Origin of the sequence: Xenorhabdus sp. TS4, from assembly GCF_014467265.1 — a bacterium.
Lineage (GTDB): Bacteria > Pseudomonadota > Gammaproteobacteria > Enterobacterales > Enterobacteriaceae > Xenorhabdus > Xenorhabdus ehlersii.
In genome coordinates, this window is record NZ_NKHQ01000078.1 from 33,736 (window position 1) to 46,641 (window position 12,906).

13 protein-coding genes and 2 pseudogenes are annotated in these 12,906 nt (G+C 49.4%); 3 read left to right on the forward strand and 12 right to left on the reverse strand.

What is annotated here, in order from left to right; all coding sequences use genetic code 11:
- From Xets_RS15855 to Xets_RS15865, 3 genes and pseudogenes are all read left to right on the forward strand, one after another.
- A pseudogene (locus Xets_RS15855) lies at positions 1–147 on the forward strand (RNA-guided endonuclease TnpB family protein); the annotation flags it as partial.
- 123 nt (positions 148–270) lie between these two features.
- Positions 271–354: pseudogene (locus tag Xets_RS15860) on the forward strand (hypothetical protein); the annotation flags it as partial.
- A 25-nt stretch (positions 355–379) separates the two neighbouring features.
- Complete coding sequence (locus Xets_RS15865; RefSeq protein ID WP_187652089.1) at positions 380–1,570, forward strand: FAD-dependent monooxygenase; 1,191 nt, start codon at positions 380–382, stop codon at positions 1,568–1,570.
- Positions 1,571–1,575: 5 nt separating this feature from the next.
- Here Xets_RS15865 and paaX read toward each other — a convergent pair whose 3' ends face one another.
- The 12 genes from paaX to paaA all read right to left on the reverse strand — a co-directional run bounded on the left by paaX (position 1,576) and on the right by paaA (position 12,817).
- Positions 1,576–2,517 (reverse strand): phenylacetic acid degradation operon negative regulatory protein PaaX, encoded by a 942-nt coding sequence (gene paaX, locus Xets_RS15870; protein WP_187652090.1) that lies wholly within the window; start codon positions 2,515–2,517, stop codon positions 1,576–1,578.
- Positions 2,518–2,686: 169 nt separating this feature from the next.
- Positions 2,687–4,018 carry a phenylacetate--CoA ligase PaaK gene (gene paaK, locus Xets_RS15875; RefSeq protein ID WP_187652091.1) on the reverse strand — a complete coding sequence of 444 codons (1,332 nt, stop codon included), beginning with the start codon at positions 4,016–4,018 and terminating at the stop codon, positions 2,687–2,689.
- A 140-nt stretch (positions 4,019–4,158) separates the two neighbouring features.
- The gene (gene pcaF, locus Xets_RS15880; RefSeq protein ID WP_187652092.1) at positions 4,159–5,373 is read right to left on the reverse strand and encodes a 3-oxoadipyl-CoA thiolase; all 1,215 of its coding nucleotides are present in this window, start codon (positions 5,371–5,373) and stop codon (positions 4,159–4,161) included.
- Complete coding sequence (gene paaI, locus Xets_RS15885) at positions 5,373–5,852, reverse strand: hydroxyphenylacetyl-CoA thioesterase PaaI (protein WP_187652093.1); 480 nt, start codon at positions 5,850–5,852, stop codon at positions 5,373–5,375. The genes pcaF and paaI overlap by 1 nt, the downstream gene beginning before the upstream one ends.
- Complete coding sequence (locus Xets_RS15890) at positions 5,842–7,473, reverse strand: 3-hydroxyacyl-CoA dehydrogenase (RefSeq protein WP_187652094.1); 1,632 nt, start codon at positions 7,471–7,473, stop codon at positions 5,842–5,844. The genes paaI and Xets_RS15890 overlap by 11 nt, the downstream gene beginning before the upstream one ends.
- A gap of 2 nt (positions 7,474–7,475) precedes the next feature.
- Positions 7,476–8,273, reverse strand: a complete 798-nt coding sequence (gene paaG / locus Xets_RS15895) for a 2-(1,2-epoxy-1,2-dihydrophenyl)acetyl-CoA isomerase PaaG (protein ID WP_099131816.1) — start codon at positions 8,271–8,273, stop codon at positions 7,476–7,478.
- Between the two features lie 3 nt (positions 8,274–8,276).
- Positions 8,277–9,050, reverse strand: coding sequence for a 2,3-dehydroadipyl-CoA hydratase PaaF (gene paaF / locus Xets_RS15900; RefSeq protein WP_187652095.1), 774 nt, complete (start codon positions 9,048–9,050; stop codon positions 8,277–8,279).
- Between the two features lie 38 nt (positions 9,051–9,088).
- Entirely contained in the window at positions 9,089–10,177 is a 1,089-nt protein-coding gene (paaE, locus tag Xets_RS15905; protein WP_187652096.1) for a 1,2-phenylacetyl-CoA epoxidase subunit PaaE, read from the reverse strand.
- A 31-nt stretch (positions 10,178–10,208) separates the two neighbouring features.
- Positions 10,209–10,727 (reverse strand): 1,2-phenylacetyl-CoA epoxidase subunit PaaD, encoded by a 519-nt coding sequence (paaD, locus tag Xets_RS15910; protein ID WP_099131813.1) that lies wholly within the window; start codon positions 10,725–10,727, stop codon positions 10,209–10,211.
- A gap of 39 nt (positions 10,728–10,766) precedes the next feature.
- On the reverse strand, positions 10,767–11,537 hold the full coding sequence (gene paaC / locus Xets_RS15915) for a 1,2-phenylacetyl-CoA epoxidase subunit PaaC (protein WP_187652097.1): 771 nt from the start codon (positions 11,535–11,537) through the stop codon (positions 10,767–10,769).
- An 11-nt stretch (positions 11,538–11,548) separates the two neighbouring features.
- Entirely contained in the window at positions 11,549–11,836 is a 288-nt protein-coding gene (paaB, locus tag Xets_RS15920; protein WP_099131811.1) for a 1,2-phenylacetyl-CoA epoxidase subunit PaaB, read from the reverse strand.
- Between the two features lie 39 nt (positions 11,837–11,875).
- Positions 11,876–12,817: a 1,2-phenylacetyl-CoA epoxidase subunit PaaA gene (gene paaA, locus Xets_RS15925; protein ID WP_099131810.1), complete on the reverse strand. Its 942-nt coding sequence runs from the start codon at positions 12,815–12,817 to the stop codon at positions 11,876–11,878.
- Positions 12,818–12,906: the final 89 nt, after the last annotated feature.

The following is a 12,906-nucleotide window of genomic DNA, read 5'->3' on the forward strand; positions in this document are numbered from 1 at the left end:
GTATGCGGATACACAGCGAACGCCGATGTCAACGGCGCGCGTAACATTTTAGCGGCAGGGCATGCCGTGCTTGCCTATGGAGGAGCGGTGCAGTCAGGCCGTCCGTTAAAGCAGGAACCCCCCGAAATGATTCATACTCCGGTTTGAACGTAGTAGGAATCCTCGGCCTTAGGCCGGGGAGGATGTCAACTTTCTTAATATCTATTGACTTCAATTTAACTTGAGGGCTTATAGTCCGTATCTGATGCTTCTGTCAAATCCCAAAAAGCTGATAAAGCTGGAGCAACATATTTTCGTATTATTTCTGTTATTGGTCAGAATCATTTAAATGAAGCTGCCGAAATCTGTCGGTAAATGATTCAAGGGGAGATTATTCATTATGGTATATCGCTTAGACAAAAAAATCGTCATTGCCGGTGCCGGAATTGGTGGTGTCACTCTTGCCGCTCAGCTTGCTTCATTGGGTATAGAATGTGACATTTATGAACAGCAAAAGTTACTTTCTGAAGCTGGATTTGGTTTGAATATTCAACCTACAGCCGTATCAGCTTTGTATCGTTTAGGGCTTTCTGAGCAATTGAATTCTGTTGGGATCCAAACGAGAGCTCATCGCTATGTGGATCATTTGGGAACTCTTCTTTTCGAAGAAGCAAGAGGCATAGAAGCCGGGTTTGATACTCCACAAATATCAATATCCCGTGCCAAGTTACTTAACCTGATATTTTCTATGGCGAAGGACAAACAAGCTTTTCACTTTGGTTCTGCATTTTCTGGTGATTTTTTTAATAAAGCGGATTGGGCGGACAAACTGATTGTGGGGGCTGATGGCATTCACTCGGCAGTGCGGCGGGCATTATTCCCTGATACTACGGAATTAAACGCTGGGGGCATAATGCTCTGGAGAGGCATGACCATTATGCCGCGGTTGCTGGATGGCCGAACCATGATTATTGCTAATGATGAAAACGGGGTTCGTCTGGTTGCTTATCCTATGTCCAAATCGCATGATTTATGCGTAGAAAGCCTTGTCAATTGGGTCATTCTTGTTCCTATGTCATATGAGACACTGCCTGAGACAGCAATCAATCATTTCCAGGCGACAAATTTCCTGCTTGATCTACTTAAAGAATGGCATTTTGATTGGTTAGATCTACAAACATTAATCACCATGAGTAAAACAATTATGCGAACCGCGATGGTAGATAAGCAACCATTAGAAAAATGGAGCCATGGTCAGTGTGTTCTGCTGGGCGATGCTGCGCACCCGATGTTTCCGGTGGGGGCAAATGGTGCAACCCAATCTATTCTTGATGCAGAAACGCTTGCCTATGCTTTATATGACTATCCTGATTTCGAATCTGCAATCGTGGCATATGAATATGTCCGTATCCCTGCTGTCTCCAAAATTGTCATGGCAAATCGTAAAATGAATGAAAGAGATCTGATGCTCCAAAACCTTGCTCCCCAAGAGCGTGGTCAAGAAATTGCCATTACGACAACCAATTACGAAACCGAAACGATTAAGGAGATGTTCGGATTGACACCATATAAAAACTTGGGGCTTCTATGAACCTTCTAATAGGCACCCATTTCACTGTGCAACCCACCAAAACGTCGGTAATACGCCGTGGTGGGTTGAGGTAATTGGCCAATGGTCGTTTCGCAACGCTCACTGACGTAGCGTGTCGCAGCAAGGCCAATGTGCTGATAAATATTTATACACAAATTACGGGCAATTTGTCCTTCCCATTGTGCGGGCAACAGGGCATCAGGCAGCAGTGGATCGCGCAGAGCTATGCGACGGTAAAAGTGGATCAGCAGCAGGCGCAATTGGAAACAGCGTTCTGGTGTCAGGTCGGCCTCATGGCAATCCCGTAGCAGTGTCATCAACGGGCGGAAGGAAACAATAAATTCGTGATAGTGTTGTGATATCTGCTCCAGTGACCAATTGTTAGAGACGAGTTCTTTCAAGCTCTGTTCCGAACGGGGGTAGGGATAATCAGCACGGAAATAGATGACAGAATCGCTGGCGTTAAGCTCCCCCAACAGGGAAGGAATGTCTCTTTGGGAATGACTTGGTGCGGCGATCAGGGTGCTGTTAAATTGCGCGAACCCGAACCAGGTCAGCTCTTTTTTTAAACGGTTACGCTCGTTTTTGGCGGTGCCTTCCAGTAGCAGCAGATCCCACTTGCCATCCCATTCTGGCTGCTCATTGAGATAGATTTTATCCTCTGCGTGACGAAATTGATGCATTCCCCGCTCGGTGATGCGGTAATAACTGCGTCGCCCTAGTTTTTCTACTGTAAGCCATCCCTCTTTTTGCAGCCTGAATACGGATGTTCTCACGAAACGGTCACTAAACCCCATCGGTTCCAGCAAGAGGCTCAAACTGCCAAGCCAAACCTCACCGCCACGGTGATTCAGGGCGTCCCCATATAAGGAGATGATCAGCGATGTTCCGCTGACAGGCTGTGCATTGAGAGCGTGTTGGATAAAATCGTCAAGTTTATGTGCCATAGTTTCTGTGATCTGCTCAAAAGTGTGTCATGACATTAGCATAACTGTATCAATGGGCTTAATCGATACGCTTAGAGAAAACCCGTCGGAGAAACACACTGTTGGGAAAAATGCCATTGAAAAAAGTGCCACCGCCGTTTCCTCTCATTTAACTTGCGGTGGCAAAAGGCTATTCGCGCGGTCGGTTGTCGATTACCCTCACCGCTTTACCTTCTGAGCGTGGAATGACCCCACAATTGACGATACTGACATCGGTGCTAAGTCCTACCGTCGATTTTATGTGATGGCGCAATTGATCACAGAGGTTGCAACGTTGTTCGTGGTTCAGCAGATTTGGCTCTTTCAGTTCAACTTTGACTGACAAGCAATCATGATTGCCCTCGTGGTTGACTTCCAATTGGTAGTGCGGTGATAGTTCCTTGATGTGCATGATCTGTTCTTCTATCTGTGATGGAAAGACGTTGATGCCACGGATAATCAGCATGTCATCGGAACGGCCGGTGATCCTGTCCATGCGACGCATATTACGTGCTGTACCAGGCAATAAGCGTGTCAGGTCGCGGGTGCGATAGCGGATCACGGGCATGGCTTCTTTGGTCAGGGTTGTGAGAACCAGTTCTCCGGTTTCGCCATCTGCCAGGTTATTCAGGTTGTCAGGATCAATGATTTCCGGGTAGAAATGATCTTCCCAAACAGTAGAGCCGTCGGCGTATTCCAGTGATTCCATGGCAACGCCTGGCCCCATCACTTCGGACAGGCCGTAGATGTCCAATGCCTTGATACCCATGCGTGTTTCAATTTCAGTACGTAAGGCAGCTGTCCACGGTTCTGCGCCAAAGATGCCAATACGTAAGGAACACGTGCTGGCATCCCCACCCATTTGGTGCTCCAGCTCATCCAGTAAAGTCAGGCAATAAGAAGGTGTCATCATAATGATGTCAGGCATGAAGTCCATAATCAGTTTCGCCTGTTTTATGGTGTTGCCACCAGACATTGGAATGACAGTTGCTCCCAATCGTTCAGCACCATAGTGTGCCCCCAAACCTCCCGTGAACAGGCCGTAACCGTAAGCAATGTGAACTTTATCTTTGGCACTGACTCCGGCAAAGCGCAGACAACGGGCAATGATATTTGCCCACGTGTCGATATCCCGTTGGGTATAACCTACCACAGTTGGGCTTCCGGTCATGCCGGATGATGCGTGGATGCGCACGACCTGCTCCATCGGGACGGCGAAGGCATTAAAAGGATAGTGTTCCCGCAGATCTTGCTTGGTGGTGTAAGGAAATTTGGCGATGTCACTGAGTTGCTTAAAATCACTCGGATGGACACCTGCTGCATCAAATTTGTGGCGGTACAGGGGAGCGTTGTTGTAGGCGTGGTTGAGGGTCCATTTCATCTGGCTAAATTGCCACGCCTGAATCTCATCACGTGAAGCAAATTCAATGGCATCCAGAGGTTGTTCAGAGGGTTTTTTTAGGTTTTGTACGTTGTTGCTCATAGTTTCCTGTCCTTTTGTTGATTTGTTTGTAACAGGTTGCTTTTGTCGTTATGTGCACGTAGTGATATGCAGGTGTTGGTTAAGTCAGGTAACTGTGTATCAGTTTGTTGTTGTAAAAATGATCGTTGTGAAAATAGCTGTTATGAAACACGTTCAATAATCATGGCGATGCCTTGTCCCACGCCAATACACATGGTGCACAAGGCGTAACGTCCGGCATGTCGCTCCAGTTCAAGGGTGGCGGTCAGTGCAAGGCGGGCACCGCTCATACCGAGAGGATGTCCTAGTGCAATCGCCCCTCCGTTCGGGTTTACGTGCCCTGCATCATCCGGTAACCCCAGTTGGCGCATGACAGCCAGTGCTTGTGCGGCGAAAGCCTCATTCAGTTCAATAACATCCATTTGATTTAGGGTTAAGCCTGTGAGTTCCAGTACCTTGCGAATCGCAGGCAGTGGCCCGATCCCCATGATGCGTGGTTCAACACCACATGTTGCTGTTGCGATGATGCGCGCCCGTGGTGTCAGCCCTTGGCGTAGGGCTGCCGTTTCTGAGGCGATGATCAGTGCCACCGCACCATCGTTAACACCGGAAGCGTTACCCGCAGTAATGGTGCCGCCTGTACGGAATGGGGTTTTGAGCCGTTGTAATTGTTCGAGCGTCGTTTCTGGTCGGGGATGTTCATCCTGTGAAATGATCGTTGCGACGCCTTTTTTGTTGGCTGGAGGCAGAGTAACAGGGATGATTTCCTCGGCCAGTACGCCACGTCGTTGCGCTCTGGCGACACGTTGCTGGCTGCGCAGGGCGAAGGCATCCTGATCATCACGGCTAATTTTAAATTGGGCTGCCACATTTTCTGCCGTTTCTGGCATGGAATCTGTGCCGAATTGTTGTTGCATCAACGGGTTAATGAAGCGCCAGCCAAGGGTCGTATCAAAGATCTCAGCCTGTCGGCTGAAAGCGCTGTTTGCTTTGCCCATCACAAAAGGAGCACGGGTCATAGATTCAACGCCACCCGCCAATATCAGTTGAGCGTCGCCGGATTTAATACTGCGAGCGGCGAAGGCCAGTGCATCCAAGCCTGAGCCGCATAACCGATTGACTGTCGTGCCAGAGACCGAATTTGGCAATCCTGCTAACAATAGTGCCATACGTGCAACGTTGCGATTATCTTCTCCTGCCTGATTAGCACAGCCGAGGATCACATCGTCAATTTGTTCCCAATCCAATGTTGGATAACGAGTCATCAATGCCCGTAGCGGCAGGGCCGCCAGATCATCAGCCCGCAGGCTGGATAGCGCACCACCATAACGGCCGATAGGTGTACGGATACCATCACAGATAAATGCATGATTCATTATTGTTCTCCCTGACGATGTGGCTGGGTTTTTTCCACAGTATTGCCAGAAATAGGGTGACTGAGACGATAGGAGTAACCGCGGAAAAAAGCCACAACTTTGCTATTCTGGTTAATGATCTCCACGTCGTACAGGCCAGTATTTTTGCCTTGATGCCGAACAGAAGCGGTGGCGGTCAGTTGATCACCCACTAATGCCGGACGGATAAAATCAATGCTGCCGCTGGAAGCGACGGCTGCCCTCCCCTCGCTGTTACAGGCATAGGCGAAAGCCGTATCCGCCAGGCTGAACAAAATGCCACCGTGACAACTTTGATGACCATTGAGCATGTTGGGCACGATCTTCATACTGAGTCGGGCGAACCCGATATCGATATGCTCAATGTGCATTCCCATATTTTGGGCGCAGGCATCCTGGGCATACATGGCTTCAACGTGATGGCGAGCCAGTTGACTTGCCGCGTTATCATTATCTTGCATGGTCAACCCCTTTCTTGTGTTTTGGAGCCTGCTGGAGAGGGAGTTTGGTATGTCCCGCCGCGAGTTGGCGCAGCAAGGGCACTGGGCGGTAACGGGGTTCCCCATAAAACTTCTGCAAGTTTTCTAACGTACTGAGAATATGTTTCCAACCCAACTGTTCACCCCATGTCAGCGGGCCGATGGGATAATTCACACCATGGCACATGGCCAGATCGATATCTTCAGCGCTGGCGATACCTTTATTAACGGCATCCAATGCTTCGTTACACAACATAGCAACGGTACGCATGGTTAGCAGGGCGGGATAATCCGGCAGGAGAATAACTTGCTTACCGAGGGATTGCAGAAAACCGATCACCTTTGCTGTTTGTTGGGGAGTATTCTGGCAGGCGGCACTAAGAGTAATGATAGAAGCTAATTGGTGATTGGCAGAAAGATCAAATTGCACCACGGGCGCCCTGACTTCGTCGGCAATCTGTGCACTGGTTCTCCCTTTGGCCAGAATCAAGAGAATTTCATCAACCTGTAAAGTCGGGGAGTGGAATCGGTCATTTTTGCTTTCTTCGAAGATGATTCCATATTGCTGTAACTTAGGCTGTTGTAGCAGGGCAACAAAGTGTGGCAATGCTGCCCAATTTCCTGTCGCCTTGATCCGCACTGGCTGTTTTTGCGCTTTAGCGTGTTTCGGCTCTATTTTAGGCTGTGGCTGGGTTTCTTTTGTTCCACCGTTTTTTCTTATGCTGTTTTTTCCTTTTATATCATATACATATAAACCACGACCGCGTTTGCGTCCAAGATGATCGGCATCCACCAGCTCTTTTTGCAGTAGTGAAGGCAGGAAGCGGGGATCGTAATGGAAGGCATGAAACAGAGATTCGGTCACGGTATAGTTAATGTCATGGCCAATCAAATCCATCAGTTGTAATGGTCCCATCGCAAAACCGCCAGATTCTTTGAGGACGGCATCCAATGTGGCGGGTGTCGCAATCCGTTCTTCCAGTGCGCGCAGGGCTTCAGCATAGAATGGACGGGCGATGCGATTGACGATAAACCCCGGCGTAGAACGGCAAATCACAGGCTGTTTTTTCCAGCCAGTCACGAGGGTTTTGAGTGTTGCTACGGTTTGAGGGGCGGTTTCTAAACCTTGTACGATTTCCACCAGCTTCATTAGGGGGGCTGGATTGAAAAAATGTAGCCCTGCCATGCGCTGCGGGGTCGACAGCACACGGGCAATGGCGGTAATCGACAATGATGAAGTATTGCTGGCAAACAGGGTCTGGTGTGAACAAATGGATTCCAGTTGCTGGAAGAGATCCTGTTTCGCTTCCAGTTGTTCGACAATGGCTTCGATCACCAGACCACACGGTGCCAGCGCATGTAAGGCATTCACCTGCGTGATGCGTTGTAACAGGGTTTCTGTTGCACTGGCTTCAGCTTTGCCTGCTTCCACACGTTGATGCAGACGGGTGCGTAAATTGTCCAGTGACTGACTGACCGCTTCGCCATTGAGGTCAAACAGCAGGACGGAATGTCCTGCCTGAGCTGCAACCTGGGCAATGCCGATGCCCATTGTTCCCGCACCGATAACGGCTATGGGGCCGTGGAGGTGAGGCGTGGTCATGATCATTTCCCCTTGAACGTTGGCTGGCGTTTTTCAATGAACGCATTGACACCTTCACGGAAATCTTCGCTATGCCCGCACTGGCGTTGTAAATCTCGTTCGAGAGCAAGCTGTTGTTCCAGTGTATTGGTTGCGGCTGCATAGGTGGCTTGCTTGATACAGCTAAGGGCCAAGGTAGGTTGGGTAGCAAGGTGTAGGGCGAGCTTCTGGGTTTTCTCTTCCAACTCTTCTGGCTCAACGACTTGCCAGATCATTCCCCAATCCCGTGCTTGTTCAGCGCTGATTTTGTCGCCCAAAAGTGCCATCCCCATTGCCCGCGCTTGTCCAATCTTATGGGGCAGGAACCAGCTACCGCCAGAATCAGGTGTCAGGCCAATACGGCAGAAAGCCTGAATAAAACTGGCGGTACGGGAGGCGATCACAATATCACAGGCCAGGGCAAGGGAGACACCAGCACCCGCCGCCACGCCGTTGACGGCGCAGACAATGGGCTTAGGTAGGGAAGTCATACGCCGGATCAGTGGGTTGTAGTAGCGTTCAACAGATTGGCCGAGATCAGGGATACTGCCATCAGAAATGATGGCATTGCGATCATTTAAATCTTGTCCGGCACAGAAGCCGCGTCCGGCTCCGGTGAGCAGGATACTGCGTACGGACTTATCCTGTTCAGCAATATCCATTGCCTGACTTAATTGTTGGTGCAGTTCCTCGTTAAAGCTATTGAGGCATTCTGGACGGTTGAGAGTAATGCTAAGGACACCTGCTTGTATATCAGTCAGTACCGTTGACATGTTTTCCATCTATCAGAACCCCTTAAATGTTGGTTTACGTTTTTCCAGAAAGGCGGAGATGCCTTCCTGACGATCGGTTGTACCTGCCAAAGCAACAAAGTGTTGGCGTTCGGCGAGTAACCCTTGTGACAGACTTGTTTCTTGTGCGGCTTTGAGGGCTGCTTTGGCTGCCCGCAGTGCCAGAGGGGAAAATTCACTGATGCGTTGTGCGATCTGCTCTGCACGCTCTAATGTCAGAGCATCAGTGCAAACTTCGCTGACCAGCCCCGCCTCCAGGGCGCGATGGGCATCGATAGCCTCGCCGGTCAATACCATCTGGCCAGCCAATGCCTTGCCGACGCTGCGGATGAGTCGTTGTGTTCCCCCCGCCCCTGGCATCAGCCCCAGGGTGATTTCTGGCAGACCAAAACGGGCGTTTTCTCCACAAATCACCAAATCACAAGCCAATGCCAGTTCGCAGCCCGCGCCAAGTGCGTAGCCATTGACAGCAGCGATCAGGGGCTTGCTGATATTATTTAAACGTTGCCAAAGTTGTGGACGGCGATCAGTCATAGCTGTAGCAATGTTTTGTTGTTGTAGTTCTTTCAGGTCGGCACCTGCCGCGAAACAGCGCGCTGATCCCGTAATAACAATGGCTCCGGTTCCGTTATCCGTATCTGCGAGTTCCAATTGCTGCACGAGTTGTTCCAGACAATCATTACTGAGGGCATTACGCACTTCTGGCCGATTTAGGGTCAATGTGCGTACCCTTTGCTGCTGGTGGCATAAAATCCATTCCTGACTCATGGTAGTTCCTCACAAGCATATCAAGTATATGAAAGTGGCTAGACATCAAAATCGACAACTACGCCATCACCTTTCGGCCATGATTGGCAACTTAAGATATAACCGGCAGCCAATTGATCGGGTTCTAGGCTGTAATTGACCCTCATGTCCACTTCGCCGGATTTAAGCTGACATTTACAGGTAGCGCATACTCCTCCTTTGCAGGCGTAGGGTAAGTCTGCGCCCTGGCGCAATGCGGCATCGAGGATACTGTCATCTTCGGCGTTCATGGCAATGTTGAGGGTGCGACCATCCAGATGGATCTCAACGCGAGTCTCACTGCGTTCTGTGAGATTGGCAGGTCGGGAATTTATTGTGGCTTGTCCGGTATTGAAACGTTCACTATGGATACGCTTAGCAGGTATTCCCACCTGTTCCAGGGTAGAATGAGCGTCATCCAACATGGCTTCCGGTCCACAGAGAAAAGTATGGTCAAATTGGGTAAAATTGAGCAGGGTTTTGCCAATGTGGTTCAGGTGTTCAGTATCAATGCGTCCGTTAAACAGTGGGCTATCAGTGGATTCCTGACTAAACAGGTACAGCACCTGAAAACGGCTCAGGTAGCAATTCTTCAGATCGGCCAGCGTTTCTTTAAACATGACAGAGCGACTGGTGCGATTACCATAAATAAGCGTAAAAGTGCTATTGGGTTCTAGTGCCAGCGTACTTTTGATGATCGATAAAATGGGAGTGATACCCGAACCGGCGGCGATAGCCAGATAATGCCCCTGTTGGCCGATATTGGGGTGATGACCAAAATTGCCTTGTGGCTGCATGACTTCCAGCTCATCCCCGACTTTTAATTGTTGGTTGATGAAGGTCGAAAAGCGGCCTTGATGAATAGCTTTGACACCAATTTGTAATACATCATCCAACGGTGAGCTACAGATAGAATAGCAGCGGCGTAGTTCTTCGTTATTTATTTTCGCCTTGAGTGTCAGGTGTTGGCCAGGGTGATAGCAGAACTGTTTTTTCAGCTCAGCAGGAATATACAGGGTAACGACCACAGCATCCGGCGTTTCCCTTTCGATGGCGGCAATGCTTAAGTGGTGAAAGCCATGTGAGCGTGTTTGATGCAAAGTGGACATCTTCTACTTTCCTCTTTAAATGTGCACCTCGTTAAATGCATTTGAAATAATCAAACGGTTCCCAACAATCTCGACAGCGATAGAGGGCTTTGCAGGCAGTAGAACCGAATTCGCTGATTTTTTCTGTTTCATGGCTGTCGCAGTACGGGCAGATGATGGGGTTCATGTTTGCCGTTCTTTCGCAAGCTAATCCCTGGGGAGGGGCAATACCGGATTCTCGCAAGCGTTGTTTGGCATCTGCATTTATCCAATCGGTGGTCCACGCTGGGTTCAGGCTTACTTCAATATGCACCGGAGAAAAGCCTGCTTGTGCCAGAATTTCCTGAATAGTTTCAAGCAGGTATTCCGTCGCAGGACAGCCTGAATAGGTTGGGGTAAATGTCACCCGCCAGCCGTTTTGCAAGGACGTGACAGCTCGTATCATGCCGAGATCAGTAATGGAGAGAGCAGGAAGTTCTGGATCGGCAATTTGGTGCAGGCATTGCCAGATTTGATGCACTTCCGGCGGCTGTATCTCTGAATAAAAGTGAGTATTGCATAGCTGTTCCATGATTTTCCCCCATTACCCCCCGTTTTCTGACCGTTTTTGTCACCAGTTGCAGTTGGGGTAGGTGCGTTGCAGGTATTGCATCTCTGCCAACATGTATCCCAAGTGTTCCGTATGTAGTCCTTGTTTTCCACCTCGCCGATAAGGTGCTTCTTGTGGCATTTCTAGCGTAGCTTCGGTGAATGTTTCGTTGATGATTTGCCGCCACGGTTCATGCAGGGTGCGGGGATCAACGGCAATGCCTTCTTCTGCCAATTGCTGCTCTATTTCGTCGCAATGGAATAGTTCGCCGGTAAAGCGCCACAGTTGATTAACGGACTGTTGGATTTTTTCGTGACTCAGTTCTGTTCCATCCCCCAATCTGATCATCCAGCCTCGGCTAAATCGCAGGTGATATTCCACTTCCTTCAACGACTTGGCACTAATGGCGGCCAACTGGGGATTTCGACTTTGTCCCAGAGCCTGATGCAACAAGACGTGATAGGCATCGATAAAAAATTGGCGTACCAAGGTGTCGTTAAAGCCGCCATTGGGTTGTTCCACCAGCAGCAGATTGTAGAATTCGCGTTCATTACGCCAAAACGCCAGATGATCTTCATCCTGTCCTGAAAGAGTAGCTGCATAACTGAGGAAATGGCGTGCTTGTCCCAATAGGTCGAGTCCGATATTGGACAGGGCGAGGTCAATTTCCAGTTCTGGCGCATATCCACACCATTCGCACAGGCGTTGTGCCAGAATCAGCGGGGTATCACTCTGACGAAGTACATATTTGAATAGGGCATGGTTGGGTGATGAAATACTGTGTATATTCATATTCTCACCCCTTACATATTCTTGATGCCATCAGGGAGGGTGTAGAAAGTCGGATGACGGTAGATCTTGTCCTCCGATGGCTCGAAGAAAGCGCCACGCTCTTCCGGTTGTGAAGCCACCAGATAGATGGATTTCACTACCCAGATGGAGCAACCTTCATTGCGCCGAGTGTAGGCATCGCGCGCGTTTTCCAGTGCCATTTGATCATCTGCCGCGTGGAGGCTGCCGACGTGACGGTGCGCTAATCCCTGTTTACTGCGGACAAAGACTTCATACAGTGGCCAATCGGTATCGTTCATTGACTCCTCCTTCCGATGCTGTTCAGGTCACGCAAAGTATTAAGCCGCGCGATTTTTGGCAGCTATTTTTCTGGCATGAATAGAAGCCGCTTCGCGTACCCAGCTCCCGTTTTCCCAAGCCCGACGTTTGGCTTCCAGACGTTCGTGATTGCATATCCCCTGTCCTTTCAGTACTTGATAGAATTCATCCCAATTAATTTCACCAAAACGGTAATGCCCTGTTGTTTCATCCCAAGCCAGCTCAGGATCGGGAGCTGTCATACCCAGGGCTTCCAACTGGGGCACGGTGTTGTCGATGAATTTTTGCCGTAGTTCATCATTGCTGAATCGTTTGATTTTCCATGCCATGCTCTGGGCGCTGTTGGGGGAATCACTGTCATTGGGACCAAACATCATCAATGTCGGCCACCAGAAGCGGTTAATGGCATCTTGTAACATGGCACGCTGGGTTTCGCTGCCATTCGCCAGCACCGTTACCGCTTCATAACCCTGGCGCTGGTGGAAACTTTCTTCCTTGCAGATTTTCACCATCGCGCGGGCGTAGGGACCATAAGAGGCTCGGCACAAGGCAACCTGATTGACGATTGCCGCACCATCCACCAGCCAGCCAATCACGCCAACATCTGCCCAACTGAGGGTGGGATAGTTAAAAATCGAGGAATATTTCATCTTGCCATCCAACAATTTTTGGTAGATGTCCTGACGGGAACAACCCAGTGTTTCAGCGGCGCTGTAGAGATATAGCCCATGCCCTGCTTCATCTTGTACTTTCGCCAGCAATATGGCTTTGCGACGCAGTGTCGGGGCACGGGTGATCCAATTGGCTTCCGGTAACATGCCGACGACTTCCGAATGTGCGTGTTGACCGATCTGGCGTATCAGGGTTTGGCGATAGGCTTCGGGCATCCAATCTTTAGCCTCAATAGAGAGATCTGCTGCTATTTTTGCCTCAAAGCTTGCCTGAAGTGGATCAGTTGTCATATGCGACTCCATTATGATTCTTATTTTCTTATATAAAACATAAAAATGAATCACTTTTTATAACCACAAATCTACAAACTGATAACAAA

Coding starts and splice junctions, on each gene's coding strand:
- pcaF (WP_187652092.1), bottom strand. CDS start 5,373: ATGAATCATGCATTTATCTGTGATGGTATCCGTACACCTATCGGCCGT.
- Xets_RS15890 (WP_187652094.1), bottom strand. CDS start 7,473: ATGACCACGCCTCACCTCCACGGCCCCATAGCCGTTATCGGTGCGGGA.
- paaA (WP_099131810.1), bottom strand. CDS start 12,817: ATGACAACTGATCCACTTCAGGCAAGCTTTGAGGCAAAAATAGCAGCA.
- paaD (WP_099131813.1), bottom strand. CDS start 10,727: ATGGAACAGCTATGCAATACTCACTTTTATTCAGAGATACAGCCGCCG.
- paaF (WP_187652095.1), bottom strand. CDS start 9,050: ATGAGTCAGGAATGGATTTTATGCCACCAGCAGCAAAGGGTACGCACA.
- paaK (WP_187652091.1), bottom strand. CDS start 4,018: ATGAGCAACAACGTACAAAACCTAAAAAAACCCTCTGAACAACCTCTG.
- paaG (WP_099131816.1), bottom strand. CDS start 8,273: ATGGAAAACATGTCAACGGTACTGACTGATATACAAGCAGGTGTCCTT.
- paaE (WP_187652096.1), bottom strand. CDS start 10,177: ATGTCCACTTTGCATCAAACACGCTCACATGGCTTTCACCACTTAAGC.
- paaI (WP_187652093.1), bottom strand. CDS start 5,852: ATGCAAGATAATGATAACGCGGCAAGTCAACTGGCTCGCCATCACGTT.
- paaC (WP_187652097.1), bottom strand. CDS start 11,537: ATGAATATACACAGTATTTCATCACCCAACCATGCCCTATTCAAATAT.
- paaX (WP_187652090.1), bottom strand. CDS start 2,517: ATGGCACATAAACTTGACGATTTTATCCAACACGCTCTCAATGCACAG.
- paaB (WP_099131811.1), bottom strand. CDS start 11,836: ATGAACGATACCGATTGGCCACTGTATGAAGTCTTTGTCCGCAGTAAA.
- Xets_RS15865 (WP_187652089.1), top strand. CDS start 380: ATGGTATATCGCTTAGACAAAAAAATCGTCATTGCCGGTGCCGGAATT.